Origin of the sequence: Methylobacterium sp. E-016, from assembly GCF_022829745.1 — a bacterium.
Classification (GTDB): domain Bacteria; phylum Pseudomonadota; class Alphaproteobacteria; order Rhizobiales; family Beijerinckiaceae; genus Methylobacterium.
The window spans coordinates 1-17,055 of the sequence record NZ_JAKSYF010000084.1; the positions used below are offsets into that span (position 1 = coordinate 1).

The following is a 17,055-nucleotide window of genomic DNA, read 5'->3' on the forward strand; positions in this document are numbered from 1 at the left end:
TCGGCGGCAAGGAGACCCCGCTGCTGACCCACTTCGACCGCAACGGCTTCGGCTACACCCTCAATCGCGCCACCGGCGAGCTCCTCGTCGCCGAGAAGTTCGACCCGGTCGTCAACTGGGCCTCCAAGGTCGACATGGACAAGGGGTCCAAGACCTACGGTCGCCCCCTCGTCCAGGCCAAGTACTCCACCGAGCAGAACGGCGAGGATACCAACTCCAAGGGTATCTGCCCGGCGGCCCTCGGCACCAAGGACCAGCAGCCTGCTGCGTTCTCGCCGAAGACCAACCTGTTCTACGTGCCCACCAACCACGTCTGCATGGACTATGAGCCGTTCCGGGTGACCTACACCCCGGGCCAGCCCTACGTCGGTGCGACCCTGTCGATGTACCCCGCGCCGAACAGCCATGGCGGCATGGGTAACTTCATCGCCTGGGACGGCGTCGAGGGTAAGATCAAGTGGTCGAACGCCGAGCAGTTCTCGGTCTGGTCGGGCGCTCTCGCCACCGCCGGCGATGTGGTCTTCTACGGCACGCTCGAGGGCTACCTGAAGGCCGTCGACTCCAAGACGGGTAAGGAGCTGTACAAGTTCAAGACCCCGTCGGGCATCATCGGCAACGTGATGACCTACCAGCACAAGGGCAAGCAGTACGTCGGCATCCTGTCGGGTGTCGGTGGCTGGGCCGGCATCGGCCTCGCGGCCGGCCTGACCGACCCGAACGCCGGTCTCGGCGCGGTGGGTGGTTACGCCGCCCTCTCGAGCTACACCAACCTCGGTGGTCAGCTCACCGTCTTCGCGCTGCCGAACTAATCGGTCGCACGAAGCCGCTCTGAAATGAGTGCCGGCGCGGGTTTCCGCGCCGGCATTCTTATGATTAGAATGCCCTCAAGAAGGCTGCGAAAGGCCGCCTGAGAGCGGCTCGACCTTCAGGTCCCAGGGAGATTTTTGCGTTGCATTACCTCAGCAAATCCGTCACGCGGCCGTTCCTGGCCGCCCTCGCCCTAGCGTCCGTCTCGATGGTCGCCGTACATGCTGAGGATGCCAAGCCCGCCGATCCCGCCCTCGCCAACTCGCTGAACACCGACGACAAGTCGGCCGAGCCCGACGACAAGCTCCTCAAGAAGGATGCCGCGGTGAAGGTCGAAGAGGGCAAGTACTTCGATGCCGAAGGTCACCCGACCTTCCACATCACCGACGCGGGCAAGAAGTTCGACTGGTACACTTACTCCGGCTACCGCCGCTATCACGCCGAGTGCCACGTCTGCCACGGCCCGGACGGCATGGGCTCGACCTACGCGCCGGCGCTCAAGGACTCGCTCAAGCACCTCTCCTACGAGGAGTTCATCGGCATCCTGGCCGGCGGCAAGCAGGACGTGAGCTCGTCCGACCAGAAGGTCATGCCCGCCTTCGGCGATAACAAAAACGTCATGTGCTACTCGGACGACCTCTACGTCTACCTGAAGGCCCGCGCCTCCGGCGCGATGGGCCGCGTCCGCCCGGGCGACAAGGAAGACAAGCCCGAGGCCGCCAAGAAGGCCGAGAAGGAGTGCATGGGCGGCTGATGCGCCGCGCACGCACCCACGCCGCCGTCGCGATCGCGCTCCTGCCTCTCCTGGTAGGGGTGCGGGACGCGGCGGCGCAGAACGTCCCCGATCTCGTCACCGCAGACGTGCTTCGCGTCTGCGGCGACCCGGGCAACATGCCGTTCTCCGAGCGCAAAGAGGACGGCTTCGAGAATCGCATCGCGGCGATCATCGCCGACGAGCTGAAGATCAAGGTCCGCTACTACTGGCTGACCCAGGGGCCCGGCTTCGTCCGCAACACCCTCGGCACCGGCCTGTGCGACCTGATCGTCGGGTCGGCCCTCGGCAGCGAGGGCGTCCAGAACACCAATCCGTACTATCGCTCGGTCTACACGCTCATCGTGAAGCAGGGCGATCTGGCGGGGGTGTCCGGGCTCGACGACCCCAAGCTCAAGGGCAAGCGCATCGGCGTCATCGCCGGAACGCCGCCGGTCAACCGGATGGGCGACCTCGGCCTGATCTCGAGCATGAAGGCCTACGCGCCGTATCAGCTCGACCCGGCACGCAAGAACCAGACGGTGGGTGCCGAGATCGTGTCCGACCTTGCGGCCGGGCAGATCGACGCCGCGGTGCTCTGGGGACCGTCCGCCGGATGGCTGGCCAAGCAGAGCGGCACGGCGATGGACGTGATTCCGCTCCTGAAGGAGCCGGATCGCCCGCCGATGAGCTACCGCATCGCCATGGCGGTACGGATCGGCGAGAACGACTGGAAGCGGTCGCTGAACACCATCCTGCGCAAGCGCCGCTCCGACATCGAAGCGGTGCTTCGCGACTTCGACGTGCCGCTGCTCGAAGAGGAAGAGAACAAGCTGCTCGCGCCGAACGCGCACTGAACGCGTCGTCGACAGGATATCATAACACTCGCGAAGGGTCGGGCGAACGCCCGGCCCTTCGTCGTTCCGGGATGCGTTCAGTTCCGCTCGATGCCGCTGCGGTCGAGCTTGGCCAGCGCGTCGGCGACGGTCTCGCCGCCGATGACGAGGTCGGGCGCGATCTCGGCGAGCGGCACCAGCACGAAGGCGCGCTCGCGGACGTAGCGGTGCGGAAGGACGAGGCGCTCGTCCGAGACCTCGGCGCCGGCATAGGACAGCACGTCGATGTCGATCACGCGCGGCCCCCAGCGGCGCTCGCGGATGCGGCCGAGATCGCGCTCGACGCCGAGGCAGGTATCGAGCAGGGCGTGCGGGTGGAGGTCGGTCTCGATGGCGAGGGCGCCGTTGAGGAACCAGTCCTGATCGGTCTCGCCCCAGGGCGGGGTGCGGTAGTCGGACGACCGCGCGGTGATCCGGATGCCGGGAACCGCCGCGAGACCCCGCACCGCGGCGGCGAGATGCCCGGCCTTGTCGCCGATGTTGCTGCCGAGGCCGAGATAGGCTTGCGTCATGCCCGGGCCTCCCGCCTGCGGGTGATCAGGACCGCGATCCCGTCGAGGTTCGCGGGAACCGGCGCGCTCGGCTTGTCGACCCGGACGGTGATCGCCTCGAGAGCCGGAAACCGCGCCAGGATCTCGCCGGCGATCGCCTCGGCCAGCGCCTCGATCAGGTCGAAGCGCCGCTCGGTGGCGATCGAGACCGCGATGGCGGCGAGGTCGGCGTAGCTCACCGTCCGCGTCACGTCATCGGAGCGGCCGGCGGGCGCCAGGTCGAGGGCCGCATCGAGCGACAGGTAGAAGCGCTGCCCGAGGCGCGTCTCCTCGGGCAGCACGCCGTGATGGGCGAAGACCGCGATGCGCTCGACGAGGATGCGGTCGCTCATCGGCGGTCTCCCGGGCGCAGGACGGCGTCGACCACGCGCATCGCGTCGACATGGGCGGCGACGTCGTGGACGCGGACGATGTCGGCGCCGAGCGTCGCGGCAAGCGCATGCGCCGCGAGCGATCCGTTGAGCCGGTCGGCCGGCGCGGTCTCGCGGTCGTGCAGCCGGCCGAGCAGCGACTTGCGCGAGACGCCCACGAGGATGGGGAAGCCGAGGGCGCGGATCTCGGGCAGGCGCCGCAGCGCTTCGAGGTGCTGGTTCCAGCTCTTGCCGAAGCCGATGCCCGGATCGAGCACGATGTCGCCGTCGGGGATGCCGGCCCGGCGGGCGATGCCGAGCGAGACCTCGAAGAAGCGCAGCATGTCCGAGACGATGTCGAGGTCGGCGTCGACAGTCTCGCGGTTGTGCATGATCATCACCGGCGCGCCGTGGTCGGCGGCGACAAGGGCGATGTCGGGCTCGCGCTGCAGGCCCCAGACGTCGTTGACGATGCGGGCGCCGGCCGCCAGCGCGCTCTCGGCGGTCGAGGCCTTGTAGGTGTCGATCGAGATCGGGACGGAGAGCCGGTTCGCCAGGGCCCGGATCGCCGGAAGGACGCGGGCCTGCTCCTCCTCGGCCGGCACCGGAACGTGGCCGGGGCGGGTGGACTCGCCGCCGATATCGACAAGCGCGGCGCCCTCGGCAGCCAGCGCGTCGGCCTGCCGGCAGGCGGCTTCCTCGCCGACGAAGCGGCCGCCATCCGAGAAGGAATCCGGCGTGACGTTGAGGATGCCCATCACGAGGGTCCGCCGGCCCAGTTCGGGCAGCAAGCCGGCGAGGGCGGCGGGTCGATGGCTCAAGGGGCGTCGCTTCTCTGGCTCGTCGCGGGCGGCTCCCGCCGCGTCGATGTGGCCGGTTTTTCCGGGCGAAGCAACGGCGCCCGTTGCCATGAGAAAAGGCCGCCCGGTACCGGGCGGCCTCTCCAAGGTTCCTGGGCGACGCCTCAGCCGCGGTAGCAGCGGATCTCGGCCTCGGCCTGGGCGCGGCGGAGGTCGGCGACCTTGTCGTCGAACACCTTGGTCGACTTGAACTCGTTCGAGCGCGCGCCGATGCCCTGGCGCATCGAGAGCACGGTGCTCGCCTGCACGTACTTGTCGTAGGGCAGGATCGCCGCGAGCTGGTCGATCGAGCAGGTGCAGCGCTGCATCGCCTCGCGGGTCTGGCCGTTGGCGGCCATGCAGCCGAAGACGTAATCGACGCGCGCGTCGGTCGGGTAGTCGTTCTCGGCATCCGCCGCGACGACCGGCATCGCCAGCATCGTCAGCGCGACACCGGACAGGGCAAAGCCCTCAACCAGCTTTCTGATCATAGCTCAGCCGCTCCTCCAAGAGTTCGCCGCCCTCGGCATTCTTCGATTGCGCCTCGATCGAGACGATCTCGCCGGGCACCTCGGGAGAGGTGACGAAGGTGTAGGTCATGTTGTCCATGCCGCGCATGCGCTGGGCCATCCCATCGCCGAGGAAGGGCCTGGACACCACCTGCCAGGCGTCGACCGAGCGGCCCTTGTAGTCGACCTTGATCGGCGTGACGGTGGCGCCATCGCGAAGGCCCTTGCGGATCGCGAGCTTCAGGTAGCGCGGGTTGGCCTGCAGCACCCGGGCGAGATTGGTCAGGTGGTTCTCCAGGAACAGCGGGATCACCGGGTTGCCGGACATGTCCTCGAACGGGCCGGCGGGGAACCGGTTGGTGCCCGAGAACATCTCGACGGCGATGTTGCGGCCGTCGCCGCCCGTGCCCGGCTCGAGGGTGAGCTTGATCGTGTCGTCGAGCGGCGGCCCGAACGGGCCCTTCGCGATGCCGGACCGGCGCAGGTAGTCGTAGGTCAGCGTCGAGCCGGCGGCGGCGTTCTTCAGCTGCGGCTGCTCGAACAGCAGGTCGGCCGCGCTCGGGGGCGCCGCGGCGTTCGCCTGTTCCGGCGCGGCTGCGGCGGGGGCAGGAGCCGGGGCGGCGGGCGCCCCCTCGACGGCGAGCGCCGGGGTCGCGGCAAGCAGCGCAGCGACGATCACGAAACACTTCACGAGAGGGCGTCCTCCTTGCGTGGCGCCGGGATGTTGGCCCCGATCGTCCGGTAGGTGTAGTCGGGCGGCGTCTCGGCCGCCTCCTCGACGGCGAGCGCCCGCACCTTGGCGTGCAGGGGCGACAGCGAGCAGGCGGGGTCCGTCGCCGCCGCATCGCCGGCGAGCGCCAGCGCCTGGCAGCGGCAGCCGCCCCAATCCTTCTCGCGCCGGTCGCAGGAGCGGCAGGGCTCCTGCATCCAGTCGGTGCCGCGATAGGCGGTGAAGGCCGGGGCGTTCGCCCAGATGTCGCCGAGCGAATGCTCGGTCACGTGCCAGAACTCGAGATGGCTGATCGTCTCGGCCGCATGGCACGGCAGCACCTTGCCCTGCGGCGTCACGTTGATCAGCTTGCGGCCCCAGCCGCCGGCGCAGGCCTTCGGGTACTTCGCGTAGTAGTCCGGCACGACGAGATCGATGACGAGCTGGCCCTTGAGGCGCTCGCGGGCCGCCTCGACGATGCGGATCGACTGATCGACCTGGGCCTTGTCCGGCATCAGCGCGGCGCGGTTGACGTAGGCCCAGCCGTAATACTGCGTGTGCGCCACCTCGAGGCGCTTGGCGCCGAGCTTCACCGCGAGGTCGATGAAGCCCTCGACCTCGTGGATGTTGCCGCGGTGGATCACCGAGTTCAGCGTCAGCGGCAGGCCGAGCTCGGTCACCTTGGCGGCGAACTCCATCTTCTGCGGCTGCGCGTTCTTCAGGCCGCCGATCTTCTCGGCGTTGGCCGCGTCCACGCCCTGCACCGAGAGCTGCACGTGGTCGAGGCCGACGTCGTAGAGCGCCTGGAGCTTGGACAGGGCGCCGCCGACGCCGGAGGTGATCAGGTTCGAGTACAGCCCGAGCTTGGCGCAGGTCTCGGTGATCTCGACGATGTCGTTGCGCGCCGTCGGCTCGCCGCCGGACAGGTGGACATGGAGCACGCCGAGGCCCGCGGCCTCGGTCAGCACCCGCTGCCAGGTCGCGGTGTCGAGCTCGCGCGAGCGCCGGTCGAGGTCGAGCGGGTTCGAGCAGTACGGGCAGCGCAGCGGGCAGCGGTGCGTCAGCTCGGCGAGCAGCCCGACCGGGGCCGGGATCGCCGCCGCGTTCGGGGTCAGCGCGTTCATCGCTCCAGCACCCTCTTTCCGGCGAGGTCGTTCAGCATGGCCAGCACGTCGACCTCGATCGCGCGCGGGTCGGCGGCGTAGGTCTCGCCGAGCCGGTCGGCGATGGCGGCGACGCTGGTCTTGCCGTCGACGAGGTTGAGGACCGCGACGGCGTTGGCGTCGAGGTCGAAGGTGCGCTCGGGGGCGAGCAGCACGTGCTTGTCGCGGGTCTGGTCGAACCGCATCCGCACGCCGCGGGGCAGGCGCGGCACGTCGGTCGCCGACAGGCGGCCGGTGCCGGGCGCCCCCCCTTGCGTCTCGGCGACGAGCCCGGTGCCGGGCGTCCAGGCGTCGGGCGGGATCATCCCGGGCGCGACGTAGGCGAAGTACAGCGCGTCGAGCTGGGTCCAGAGCACGTTGCACTTGAAGGTCAGCGCCGCCATCGCCTGACGTTGCAGCTCGGGCGTGGTGGCATGGCGCTTGACGTAGTCGAGGGCGAAGTCGGCGTCGCGCGGCGCCTGGGTCATGCGCTTCTCGAAGTACGCCAGCGTCTCCTTGGTGATGAAGTCGTAGTTCTTCAGCATGCCCGAAACGCGCTCGGAGATGATGTTCGGCGAGAACATCTCGGTGAGCGACGAGGCGATCGCCTCCAGCAGCGAGCGCTCCGCGACGAAGTGCACGTAGGCCTCGACCGAGAACTTGGTGGCCGACAGGATGCCGGCGGTCGACTCGACGTAGTCGCGCCGGAAGCCGACGCCCTCGGCGAGCTTCAGCCAGCGCTCGATGCCGCCGTCGCCCGGCGCATCGCCGTCGTGGTCGACGATGCGCTGGCGCCAGACGCGGCGGAGCGCGGCATCGGTCATCCGCGCCAGCACCGCGGCGTCCTTCACCGGGATCATCGCCTGGTAGTAGTAGCGGTTCAGCGCCCAGGCCCGGACCTGATCCTTGCTCAGCTTGCCGTCGTGCAGCAGGCGGTGGAACGGATGCAGGTTGTGATAGCGCCGGGCGCCGATGTCGCGCAGCGCCGCCTCGAGCTCGTCGGGGCTGAGCAGGCGCTCGGACGTGTCGGATTGAGGGGTCGGGAACACTGCGTTCATGGCGTCACCAAGCGTCCGTTCGGAGGCGTTTCCTGGTCGTCTGTCGATCACCGCGTCTGGCGGCGGCTTCGCGGCGCAATCGAATCGCGCACGTCCCGTCATGAGATAGGTCGCGGGGCCGACAAATGCCAACCGCGCCCGGTCGTCGCCGTCAGAGGCTCAGGGTGAGCCCGTCATGGGCGACGACCCATCCGTCCGCCTCGACCGCCGCGCGCTCGGGCGAGCCTTCGACGAGGACGGGGTTGGTGTTGTTGATGTGGACGAAGACGCGCGAACCGATCGCGACGTCCTTCAGGCCGGCGACCGAGCCGCCGTCGCCCCGCATCGGCACGTGCCCCATGCGCCATCCGGTCTTGGTGCCGACGCCGGCGCGGATCATGTCGTCGTCGTGCAGCACCGTGCCGTCGAAGAGCAGCGCGTCGACGCCGGCGATCCGGGCCTTCAGATCCTCGGTGACGCGGGCGCAGCCGGGAATGTAGGCGAGGCGGCGGCCGCCGGCCTCGATCATCGCGCCGACCGTGCTCTCGGATTCGGCGCCGAGCTCGAGATCGGCATCCTCGAGCCAGAGCGGGACCTTGCCGGGCACCGAGAACAGCGTGACCGCAAGTCCCGGCAGCGGCTCGAAGCGCTGGCCGAGCGTGATCGCCTCCCGGACGACAACGCCCTCGGCCATCACGTCGAAGACGCGGTTCTCGGCGACCGAGCCGAGGATGCTGCCGGTGCCGTAGAGCGTGTAGGGCTGGCCCTCGCGCAGCGTCAGAAGGCCGGCGACGTGATCGACGTCGCCGTTGGTGAGCAGCACCGCGCGGATCGGCGAGTGGCGCAGGCCTTCCCGCGGATGCATCGCCGGGTTGTCGAAGAGTTGCTGCCGGATGTCCGGCGAGGCGTTCACCAGGAGCCAATCCCCGCCATCGGTGGAGACGGCGATGCTCGACTGGGTCCGCGGCCTGACGCGGTCGGGCTCGCTGCGAGCGAGCCGGCAGTTCGGGCAGCGGCAATTCCACTGGGGAAGCCCGCCGCCGGCAGCCGAGCCGAGGATCAGGACGCGCATGGAGTGGTCCGATGCAGCCAACAACCCTCAGCTCGGCGCAACACCTCAGTTGAAGGTGTCGATCTCGGCGGACTCGTAGCTGGTGACTTCCATGCCGACGCAGATTTCGGAAACGATCGGGGCAGCCCAGGTCATGGTGTTTCTCCGTCTGATTACGAACATCCGGTGCCGAAAGGTAAACTTAAGAGTACCCTAAGACACTGATGGCGCTTTTGTTTTCCGGCGCGGCACGGGTATCCGCAATTCCGGCCCCGGCATCAAGCACTAAATTGCCTAATGCTCCCAAATTTTTTGTGAGCTTCGGCGTCGCAGGTTCCCGCGGGACGCGACGTCTCCGTGGCGAGCGTCAGTGCCGGTAGTCCGGCCCACGCGAGTCCATCATGAAGCCGCGGCCGCGCACCGTGACCAGAAGCGGGCCGCCGTGCCGGACGAAGTCGGCCATCTTCGAGCGCAGGTAGCCGACATAGACATCGACCACGTTGAGGGAAAGGCCGCCCTGGCTCGCCCACAGCCGCTCGAAGATGTCGGCTCGGGTGACCGGGCGGTTCACGCTCTCCATCAGCATGGCCAGAAGCTCGGCCTCGCGCGGGGTCAGGCGGGCTGAGGCATCGCCGCAGGTGACCTGGCGGGTGTCGAGGTCGAGAACGAGCTTGCCGGCGTTGATCAGCGTGCGCGGCCCCTCCGCCGCCTGCCGGCGCAGCAGGTGCGTGCGCAGCCGCGCCACCAGCTCGTCGAAGACGAACGGTTTTACGATGTAGTCGTCGGCGCCGAGCGCGAGGCCTTCGGCGCGGTCGCGGATCTCGTCACGGGCCGAGAGGAACAGGATCGGCCCGGGATAGCCGCCCTCGCGCAGGCTGCGGCAGACGTCGTGCCCCGAGCCGTCGGGCAGGGTGATGTCGAGAACCACCGCCTCGGGGCTCTCGTTCCGCGCCGACGCGAGCGCGTCGCCGACGCAGCCGGCGGTGCCGACGGAGAACCCCTCTGCCTCAAGGCCGCGGGTGAGAAGGCCGCGGATGTCGATGTCGTCCTCGACCACGAGGATTCGCGTCATGCCGCGTCGTCCTTCCGAATCTGTCGTTCGTCTCGGCTCGTCACGTCGTCGAGCGTCAGGTCGAGGAGCGGGATCTCCAGGGTCACCCGCGCCCCGGCGCCGTTCTCGCCGGCGCCGAGAACGATGGTGCCATCATGCTGCTCGATCAGCCAGCGCGCCAGGGCCAATCCGATCCCGAACCCCATCTCCGCCGGGCGGTCGCCGCGGCGGAAGCGCTCGAACAGGCTCTGCTCGCGGTCGCCGAAACCCGGCCCGTCGTCGGTGACGGTGATGCGGGCCGGCGCCGTGCCGCCGCCGGACAGGGCGACCTCGACCCGGGTGAGGCCGGTGGCATGGCGCAGGGCGTTGTCGATCAGGCTCTCGACGACCTGGCGCAGCCATTCCCGGTCGGCCAGCACCTCCAGGTTCCGCGGGCCCGGCTCGAACGCGAGCGCGACGCGGCGGCGGGCGCCCTCCGAGGCGAGGTTGTCGACCGCCTCGGCCAGGACCGGCGCGAGCTCGAGGGCGCGGCGGTCGAGCTCGATCTCGCCCGATTCCGAGCGCGCCACCCGCAGAAGATCCTCGACGCGCAGCTTGAGGCGCATCGCGCGCTTCCGGATGGTGGCGAAGGCGGGGGCGTGGTCGGTGATGCGCGGTCCAGCGCGGGCCGCGAGGTCGCATTCCCCGAGGATGACGGTGAGCGGAGTGCGAAGCTCGTGGCTGACGTCGGCGAAGAAGCGGCGTCGCGACCGGTCGACCGCCTCGAGGCGCGCATTGGCGGCGCGGAGGTCGGCGGTGCGCGCCTCCACCGTGTCCTCCAGGGCCGCGCGGTCGGCGGCGACGCGGCCCTCGCGCCGGGACAGGCGCGCGGCCATGCGGTTGACGTTGGCGACTAGCAGGCCGAGCTCGTCCCGGGTCGCGACGGAGAGACGCGTGTCGAGCTTGCCGCCGCCGATGGCGCCCGCGGCGCGACGCACCGCCTCGATCCGCGCCAGGGTGGGGCGGGTGATGCTGCGCCACAGCAGCACGACGAGGCCGAGCGCCGCGAGCACCGCCAGCGCGGCCGCGATCCGCAGGCGCTGCGAGAGGTCGCGCGCCGCATCCGAGCCGAGCACCATGCTGCGGCGCTCTGCCTCGATCAGGAACGAGAGCGGCTGGCCGGTCATCGCACCGAAGCCGTTGAGCGCGCCCTTAATGGAGTTCTGACGCTTCTCCGGATCGGTCTGGCGGACGATCTGCGCCACCTGCCGGTCGAGGATCACGCGGGCGGCGCGCAGCTGCGCCATCGGGCGGCTTCGCAGGGCGTACTGCATCCGGTCCTGTGGGTCGTCGCTGCCGGCGACGGATCTCGACAGCGCCTCGTCGACGGTCGTGAGCGCCCGGTCGACGTTGCTGCGCGCGATCCCCATCGCCTCCGGTGCGAGATCGGGATTGCCGATGGTCTCGACCGCCGCCATGCCGAACTGCGTCATCCGGCCCGACAGCTCGGCCAGAAGCTCGAGGCGGCCCTGCGCCGCCAGCGTCCGGTCGATGGTGCGCTCGGCCGCCCCGATCGCCGCGAGCACGCCCGCCGCCGCCAGGACGACGACGAGGGCGATCGACCCGAGCAGCAAGGCGAAGCGGACCTTCAGCGAGCGCATCGTCCCATTCCCGGCCGCATGCGCGGCGCTCCTCGTCCTCGGTTTCCTCAGGGCGCGACCGCGTCGAGAACCGGGCACGGACGCGACCCCCGCATTTCGAGAGAGGGTTTTGGGTCGTTTCAGCGCGAAAGCCAACACGGGCCGCGCCCTGTCACGCCTCTCCGTCGCGAAGCGGATGCAGTCCCCCTCTCAGTCCTGGCTCGGGCCGCCCTCGGCCTCCTCGACCTCGCGGCTCTCCTCGACCTCGGGCGCGACCTGGCCGTAATTCAGCACCGCGACCAGGGTGATGCCGCCGAAGACGTTGCCGAGCAGCGTCGGCACGAAGAAGCGCTCGGCGTACTCGCCCATCGTCGCCGCGCCGGTGACCACGAGGTAGAACGCCTCGACCGAGCCGGCGACGATGTGGGCGAGCCCGCAGAGCGAGACCAGCCAGGTCATCAGGAAGATCACGAACGGCGCCGCGGTCCCGGTGGCCGGCAGGAACCACACCATCAGGGCGATCATCCACCCGGCGAAAATCGCCTTCAGCACCGTGTCCCAGAACGGAAACGCGATGGCCTGATGGCTGATCTCGGCGAAGGCCGCCTTCACCGACGGCTCGAACGCGCCGGAATGGGCCAGCACGGCGGCGATCGCCAGCGTCGCCAGGATGTTGCCCGCAAGCACGACGATCCACAGGCGCAGCACCCGCCACGCGGTCTTGGCCGAGCGGTCGTGCAGCAGCGGCAGGATCGGCGTGATGGTGTTCTCGGTGAACAGCTGCTGGCGCCCGAGCACCACCACCAGGAAGCCGACCGCGTAGCCCATCGTCGTCAGGATCTTGGTCCACTCGCCCTCGGGCAGGTGGGTCTTGAGCACCCCCGGCACGATCAGCGAGAGCGCGATGCTGAGCCCCGCCGCGAAGGCCGAGAGGAACAGCGCCCCCCCGTTCCGCCGCAGTTCCTCGTTGCCCTCGCGCCGGATCACCTCGTGCAGGACGAAGGCGTCGGGGCGACCGATCCCGGCCACCGCCTCCTTGTGCGCGTCGCGCCGAGCTTCCTTGTCGTCCTGCTTCGGCTCGGCCATCACGCAAACGCTCCACGAACCGGATTCAGGGATGGATCGGCCGTCAGCCGCGAAGGCGCGACACCAGCGCCTCGATCTCGGCCCGCGCGCGCGCCACCGAGGCGGCGTCCTTGCCGCGGGCGACGATGCGGTTGGCGAACCCGTCCTTCGTCATCGACGGATAGGAGCCGATCGACACGTCGGCGTAGGCCTTCGCGATCTCGGCGAGGTCGGCGGCGTAGTTGCCCTCGGGCAGGTTGCCGGCCTCCACCGTCTCGGACAGCATCCGCGCGCCGGTCGGCAGCGTCGGGCCGATCTGGTCGAGCATCGCCTGCATGATCGACGGCACGCCGGCCATGACGAAGACGTTGCCGATGCGGAAGCCCGGCGCCTTCGAGATCGGGTTGGCGATCAGGTCCGCGCCGTCCGGGATCCGCGCCATGCGCAGGCGCGCCGCGTTCAGGTCCTCCGGCTTGTGGCGCTCCAGCAGCATCGCCCTGGCGCGGGGATCGACGTCGATGCCGACGCCGAAGGCCTTGGCGACGCAATCGGCGGTGATGTCGTCGTGGGTCGGGCCGATGCCGCCGGTGGTGAACAGGTAGGTGTGGCCGGCCCGGAGCGCGTTCACGGCGCCGACGATGGCGTCCGGCTCGTCGGGGACGATCCGAACCTCGCGCAGGTCGATGCCCACGGCGGTGAGATAGTCGGCGATCGTGCCGATGTTCTTGTCCTTCGTCCGGCCGGACAGGATCTCGTCGCCGATCACCAGGATCGCGGCGGTGATGCTCGTGGAATCGATTGTCATGGGGCTCGCCGTCCTCGGTCCCGCCGCAGATAGCGCGGCGGCGGCTGCGCGACCACCGACGGCGCTTTCATGCGCGGGCGCCTGTCGGCTATGGACCGCCACCGCGACGCAGCCCGGACCCCATGCGCTTTCCCGAACCCCTGATCGAAGGCCGCCTGGTGCAGCGCTACAAGCGCTTCCTCGCCGACGTGGACCTCGCCGACGGCACGCGCGTCACGGCACATTGCGCCAATCCCGGCGCGATGATGGGCCTGAACGCGGCCGGCAACCGGGTGCTGCTCTCGCCGGCCGACGGCCCGACGCGCAAGCTGAAGTATTCCTGGGAGCTGGTGGAGGCCGACCTGCCCGGCGGCCCGCAATGGGTCGGGATCAACACGATGCTCCCGAACGCGCTCGTCGCCGAGGCCTTCGCCGCCGGCGGTCTCGCGCCGCTCGACGGCTACGCGGCATTGAGGGCGGAGGTCCGCTACGGCGCGGCGAGCCGCGTCGACTTCGTGGCGAGCGGCGAGGGGCTGCCGCCGGTCCACGTCGAGGTGAAGAACTGCCACCTGATGCGGCGGGCGGCCCTCGCCGAGTTTCCCGACTGCATCGCCGCCCGCAGCGCGCGGCACATGCGGGACCTCGCCGAGGTCGTCGCGGCCGGCGGGCGCGCGATGGTGATCGTCGTGGTCCAGATGCGGGCGGACGCCTTCGACGTCGCCCGCGACATCGATCCCGCCTTCGACCGGGCTTTTCGCTTGGCGCGTGCGGCGGGGGTCGAGACCTACGCCTATCGCTGCCGAATCGACCGGGAGGGCGTGACGATCGCCGACGCGATCCCGATCGTCACGCCGCCCTGACGCGCGTTTTCCGCGCTCCCCGGCGCATGGTACGGTGGTGGCGAGGCTGCGGCGTGCGCTCCGGCCGCCCGAGGCATCCCGATGGCCGATCGCGCGATCCGTGAACCCGTCCTGTTCGATGTCGCCGACTTCCGCGAGTTCCTCGAGACGCGTCCGTCGGAGGAGCGATGGGAACTGATCGCGGGGCTTCCCATGCAGTCGGCGGCACCGCGGATCGGGCATCAGCGCATCGCCAGCAACTTCGAGCGCCATCTCAACGCGGCGCTCAGGAGCCGCCGCCCGGAATGGCACGCCGACCGCGAGATCGGGATCGAGGTCTCGCCGGATTCGCCCTATCGACCCGAGCCCGAGGTGACGGTGATCGACACCGACATCGACACCGAGCGCAATTTCACGGATCGCTTCCATCTCGTGATGGAGGTGCCGTCGGCGAGCGACCGCGGGCGCATCCTGGCGAGCAAGCTCCGGTTCTATCGGGACCACCCGCCGAACCGCTGCATCGTGATCGTCGACCAGGATGCGGTCGCGGTGACGATCCACGAGCGCGACGCGGCGGACCTTTGGGCGGTCCGGGTGCTCCGCTCGGCCGGCGACGTGATCGAATTCGCCGGGCTCGGCTCGATCTGCACGGTCGGCGACCTCTACGAGAACACGCATCTCGACCCGCGGCGCGCGGCGCCGACCTGATCCTCGCAGGATCGGTGAAACCGGCGGCCGGTTTCGCGATCGGAGCCTGCTCAGGCGCTCCGCTCGAACATCCGGTTCAGCCGGGTGCGGCCGATCTCGCGATAGCCGTGGCCTTCCAGGAGCTTGGGCAGATCGATCTGCCACTGGTCGGTGCCGTCCTCGATCACCAGCAGCGTCGGCAGCAGGGCAGGGGGCGCCTCGCGCAGGAACGGCTCGAGGATCAGGTCCTCGGCGCCCTCCACGTCGAGCTTGATCGCGTCGATCCGGGTCAGGCCCTCGCTGCGCACGAGGTCCATCAGGGTCACCGCAGGCACCTTGATCTGCGCGCTCTCGTTGGTGCCGACGATCTTGAGGCTCGATTCGCCGCGATTGCGCGGATCGACGAACAGCGTCAGCTCGCCGGCCTTGTCGGCGACCGCGCAGGCCACGGCCTTGACCGAATGGAATGCATTCTGCGCGATGTTGAAGGTCAGCCGGTCGAACACGTCGGGCTGCGGCTCGACCGCGACGATCCGTGCCTGCGGGCCGGCGAACGCGGCCACGAACAGGGCGTAGGCGCCGATGTTGGCGCCGATGTCGAGGAAGACGCAGCCCGGCCGAAGCCGCGCCTTGAGCAGGGCGCGCTCCTGCGGGTCGAAGAATTGCGGCGTGAACAGCACCTTCTTCTCGCAGTTGTTGTTGTAGGGGTGCAGCCGCATCCGGGCGCCGAGGCGCTCGACGTCGAGGGGCTTGCCGCGCATCAGCGTGATCGCGAGGCGGCGCAGGAACATCGCCATCCGCCGTCCGCGCCAGGACTCGGGTGAGATCCGCACGGTCCGCCGGGCGATCGCCGCGACGAGGCCGGCCGGGGCGTAGGTGCCGTAGGGCTGAAGGTCGCTCATGCCGGGCTGATGCCAGCCGCGCCGCCCGCGGGCAAGCATCACGCGCGTTGCCGATCGGCGCCGCGGCTCTTACAGCCGGCACGGACCGCGCGGGCCGGTACGCATGACGAGGAGCGGCGACCATGGACAGCTTCGATTCGGACGGCGTGCGCATCGCCTACATCGACGTGCCGGCCTCCGGCGGCAGCGGCGACCCGATCCTGCTCATCCACGGCTTCGCCTCGAACCACGTGGTCAACTGGGTCAACACGACGTGGGTGCGCACGCTCACGCAGGCCGGCTACCGCACCATCGCGTTGGACAACCGCGGCCACGGCGAGAGCGAGAAGCTCTACGACCCGGCCCGCTACGGCTCCGAGGACATGGCCGGCGACGCCGTGCGCCTCCTCGACCATCTCGGGATCGAGCGCGCCGACGTGATGGGCTACTCGATGGGCGGGCGCATCACTGCGCACCTCGCCCTCGACCACGCCGCGCGGGTGCGCTCGGCGCTGATCGGCGGCCTCGGCCTGCATCTCGTCGAGGGCAAGGGCCTGCCCTCCGGCATCGCCGAGGCGTTGGAGGCGCCGGCGGGCGCGAAGGCGGCGAACCCGACGGCCGCCGCCTTCCGCACCTTCGCCGAGCAGACGAAGAGCGACCTGCGAGCGCTCGCCGCCTGCATCCGCGGCTCGCGCCAGACGCTGTCGCGCGCCGAGATCGGGCAGATCGACGTGCCGGTTCTCGTCAGCGTCGGCACCCTCGACACCGTCGCGGGCTCCGGCCCGGGCCTCGCGGCCTTGATGCCGAACGCGCGAAGCCTCGAGCTCGAAGGCCGCGACCACAGCTCCGCCGTCGGCGCCAAGCCGCATCGCGACGGCGTGCTGGCCTTCCTCGCCGCGCGGCCCTGAGGCCGGCGCGGCCGCGTCACTTCAGCTTCGCATAAGCCTCGTCGAAGGCGGACTTCACCTCGGCGCAGGTGGCCGCGTCGGGCGCCGACATCGAGCGCACGCCGTCGGCGACGCCCTCCTTGAAGCGGGTCATCGCAGGGCTCGGGCCGCCGGTGTCGATGCCCGAGCCCGTGAGCATGGTGTCGGCGAGCTGAGAGACCTGATCCTTCGGCATCTTGCAGAAGGTGGCGGCGCCCGTGAACTGGCCGAAGCCGAAGGCGAGCTCCTCGGGCGTCTCGGCCGAGGCGGGGGCCGGGCCGGCAAGCGCGCAGGCGAGCAGGAGCGTAGAGAGGGCACGGTTCATCGATCGTCGTCCAGGCAGTGGCGTGAAGTCCAGCGACGAGGCATGCCGGCCCGGCCGTTCGCGGTCCAGGCGCGCGCAGGCGGTCCCGACGCGTTTGGGACGTACGGTCAAGGATACGGGACGGCGCGTTTCCCGGCGCGGCAGCGGCCGGTCGAGAGGCGCGGGCGGGGGCTTAGGATTGACCGGCCCGGCCGCCTCGACTACGAACCGCTCGTCACCGCGGCTCCTTCAGGGGC

General features: G+C 70.0%; 21 protein-coding genes. 6 read left to right on the forward strand and 15 right to left on the reverse strand.

The window, feature by feature from the left end; genetic code table 11:
- From MKK68_RS10820 to xoxJ, 3 genes are all read left to right on the forward strand, one after another.
- Positions 1-809 (forward strand): PQQ-binding-like beta-propeller repeat protein (locus MKK68_RS10820; protein WP_409567216.1); only part of this gene is annotated, 809 nt, incomplete at its 5' end.
- A 206-nt stretch (positions 810-1,015) separates the two neighbouring features.
- Positions 1,016-1,561, forward strand: coding sequence for a c-type cytochrome, methanol metabolism-related (locus MKK68_RS10825; protein WP_210247496.1), 546 nt, complete (start codon positions 1,016-1,018; stop codon positions 1,559-1,561).
- Positions 1,561-2,415 carry a rare earth element methanol dehydrogenase accessory protein XoxJ gene (gene xoxJ / locus MKK68_RS10830; protein WP_147725791.1) on the forward strand — a complete coding sequence of 285 codons (855 nt, stop codon included), beginning with the start codon at positions 1,561-1,563 and terminating at the stop codon, positions 2,413-2,415. Before MKK68_RS10825 ends, xoxJ begins: the two co-directional genes overlap by 1 nt.
- Before the next feature lie 77 nt (positions 2,416-2,492).
- On the opposite strand, the gene folK is transcribed toward xoxJ, so the two are convergent.
- The 13 genes from folK to MKK68_RS10895 all read right to left on the reverse strand — a co-directional run bounded on the left by folK (position 2,493) and on the right by MKK68_RS10895 (position 13,182).
- Positions 2,493-2,966: a 2-amino-4-hydroxy-6-hydroxymethyldihydropteridine diphosphokinase gene (gene folK, locus MKK68_RS10835; protein WP_244030260.1), complete on the reverse strand. Its 474-nt coding sequence runs from the start codon at positions 2,964-2,966 to the stop codon at positions 2,493-2,495.
- A complete protein-coding gene (folB, locus tag MKK68_RS10840; RefSeq protein WP_147725789.1) occupies positions 2,963-3,337 on the reverse strand; it encodes a dihydroneopterin aldolase in 375 nt (124 codons plus the stop codon). The genes folK and folB overlap by 4 nt, the downstream gene beginning before the upstream one ends.
- A complete protein-coding gene (gene folP / locus MKK68_RS10845; protein ID WP_244030297.1) occupies positions 3,334-4,113 on the reverse strand; it encodes a dihydropteroate synthase in 780 nt (259 codons plus the stop codon). Before folP ends, folB begins: the two co-directional genes overlap by 4 nt.
- A gap of 206 nt (positions 4,114-4,319) precedes the next feature.
- Positions 4,320-4,685: a hypothetical protein gene (locus tag MKK68_RS10850; RefSeq protein WP_147725787.1), complete on the reverse strand. Its 366-nt coding sequence runs from the start codon at positions 4,683-4,685 to the stop codon at positions 4,320-4,322.
- A complete protein-coding gene (locus tag MKK68_RS10855; RefSeq protein WP_147725786.1) occupies positions 4,666-5,394 on the reverse strand; it encodes a hypothetical protein in 729 nt (242 codons plus the stop codon). Before MKK68_RS10855 ends, MKK68_RS10850 begins: the two co-directional genes overlap by 20 nt.
- Positions 5,391-6,536 (reverse strand): pyrroloquinoline quinone biosynthesis protein PqqE, encoded by a 1,146-nt coding sequence (pqqE, locus tag MKK68_RS10860; protein WP_147842604.1) that lies wholly within the window; start codon positions 6,534-6,536, stop codon positions 5,391-5,393. The genes MKK68_RS10855 and pqqE overlap by 4 nt, the downstream gene beginning before the upstream one ends.
- The gene (gene pqqC / locus MKK68_RS10865) at positions 6,533-7,612 is read right to left on the reverse strand and encodes a pyrroloquinoline-quinone synthase PqqC (RefSeq protein ID WP_147842605.1); all 1,080 of its coding nucleotides are present in this window, start codon (positions 7,610-7,612) and stop codon (positions 6,533-6,535) included. The genes pqqE and pqqC overlap by 4 nt, the downstream gene beginning before the upstream one ends.
- Before the next feature lie 151 nt (positions 7,613-7,763).
- Complete coding sequence (pqqB, locus tag MKK68_RS10870) at positions 7,764-8,663, reverse strand: pyrroloquinoline quinone biosynthesis protein PqqB (RefSeq protein WP_244030261.1); 900 nt, start codon at positions 8,661-8,663, stop codon at positions 7,764-7,766.
- Positions 8,664-8,708: 45 nt separating this feature from the next.
- Positions 8,709-8,798 (reverse strand): pyrroloquinoline quinone precursor peptide PqqA, encoded by a 90-nt coding sequence (gene pqqA / locus MKK68_RS10875; RefSeq protein WP_055889187.1) that lies wholly within the window; start codon positions 8,796-8,798, stop codon positions 8,709-8,711.
- Positions 8,799-9,009: 211 nt separating this feature from the next.
- A complete protein-coding gene (locus MKK68_RS10880) occupies positions 9,010-9,714 on the reverse strand; it encodes a response regulator transcription factor (protein WP_244030263.1) in 705 nt (234 codons plus the stop codon).
- A complete protein-coding gene (locus MKK68_RS10885; RefSeq protein WP_147725781.1) occupies positions 9,711-11,333 on the reverse strand; it encodes a sensor histidine kinase in 1,623 nt (540 codons plus the stop codon). The genes MKK68_RS10880 and MKK68_RS10885 overlap by 4 nt, the downstream gene beginning before the upstream one ends.
- Positions 11,334-11,522: 189 nt before the next feature.
- A complete protein-coding gene (locus MKK68_RS10890) occupies positions 11,523-12,398 on the reverse strand; it encodes a formate/nitrite transporter family protein (protein WP_147725780.1) in 876 nt (291 codons plus the stop codon).
- A gap of 43 nt (positions 12,399-12,441) precedes the next feature.
- A complete protein-coding gene (locus MKK68_RS10895) occupies positions 12,442-13,182 on the reverse strand; it encodes a competence/damage-inducible protein A (RefSeq protein WP_147725779.1) in 741 nt (246 codons plus the stop codon).
- Between the two features lie 122 nt (positions 13,183-13,304).
- Between MKK68_RS10895 and sfsA the strand changes: the two genes are divergently transcribed.
- Together sfsA and MKK68_RS10905 are read left to right on the forward strand one after the other, a co-directional pair.
- Positions 13,305-14,021 (forward strand): DNA/RNA nuclease SfsA, encoded by a 717-nt coding sequence (gene sfsA / locus MKK68_RS10900; protein ID WP_147859948.1) that lies wholly within the window; start codon positions 13,305-13,307, stop codon positions 14,019-14,021.
- Positions 14,022-14,102: 81 nt separating this feature from the next.
- Positions 14,103-14,708, forward strand: a complete 606-nt coding sequence (locus MKK68_RS10905; protein WP_147725777.1) for a Uma2 family endonuclease — start codon at positions 14,103-14,105, stop codon at positions 14,706-14,708.
- 50 nt (positions 14,709-14,758) lie between these two features.
- Here the strand turns inward: MKK68_RS10905 and MKK68_RS10910 are convergent, their stop codons facing one another.
- Complete coding sequence (locus MKK68_RS10910) at positions 14,759-15,589, reverse strand: FkbM family methyltransferase (protein WP_147842613.1); 831 nt, start codon at positions 15,587-15,589, stop codon at positions 14,759-14,761.
- Between the two features lie 122 nt (positions 15,590-15,711).
- Between MKK68_RS10910 and MKK68_RS10915 the strand changes: the two genes are divergently transcribed.
- Positions 15,712-16,476: an alpha/beta fold hydrolase gene (locus MKK68_RS10915; RefSeq protein WP_243934673.1), complete on the forward strand. Its 765-nt coding sequence runs from the start codon at positions 15,712-15,714 to the stop codon at positions 16,474-16,476.
- Positions 16,477-16,492: 16 nt separating this feature from the next.
- Here MKK68_RS10915 and MKK68_RS10920 read toward each other — a convergent pair whose 3' ends face one another.
- The gene (locus MKK68_RS10920) at positions 16,493-16,819 is read right to left on the reverse strand and encodes a hypothetical protein (protein ID WP_147725775.1); all 327 of its coding nucleotides are present in this window, start codon (positions 16,817-16,819) and stop codon (positions 16,493-16,495) included.
- Positions 16,820-17,055 lie beyond the last annotated feature (236 nt).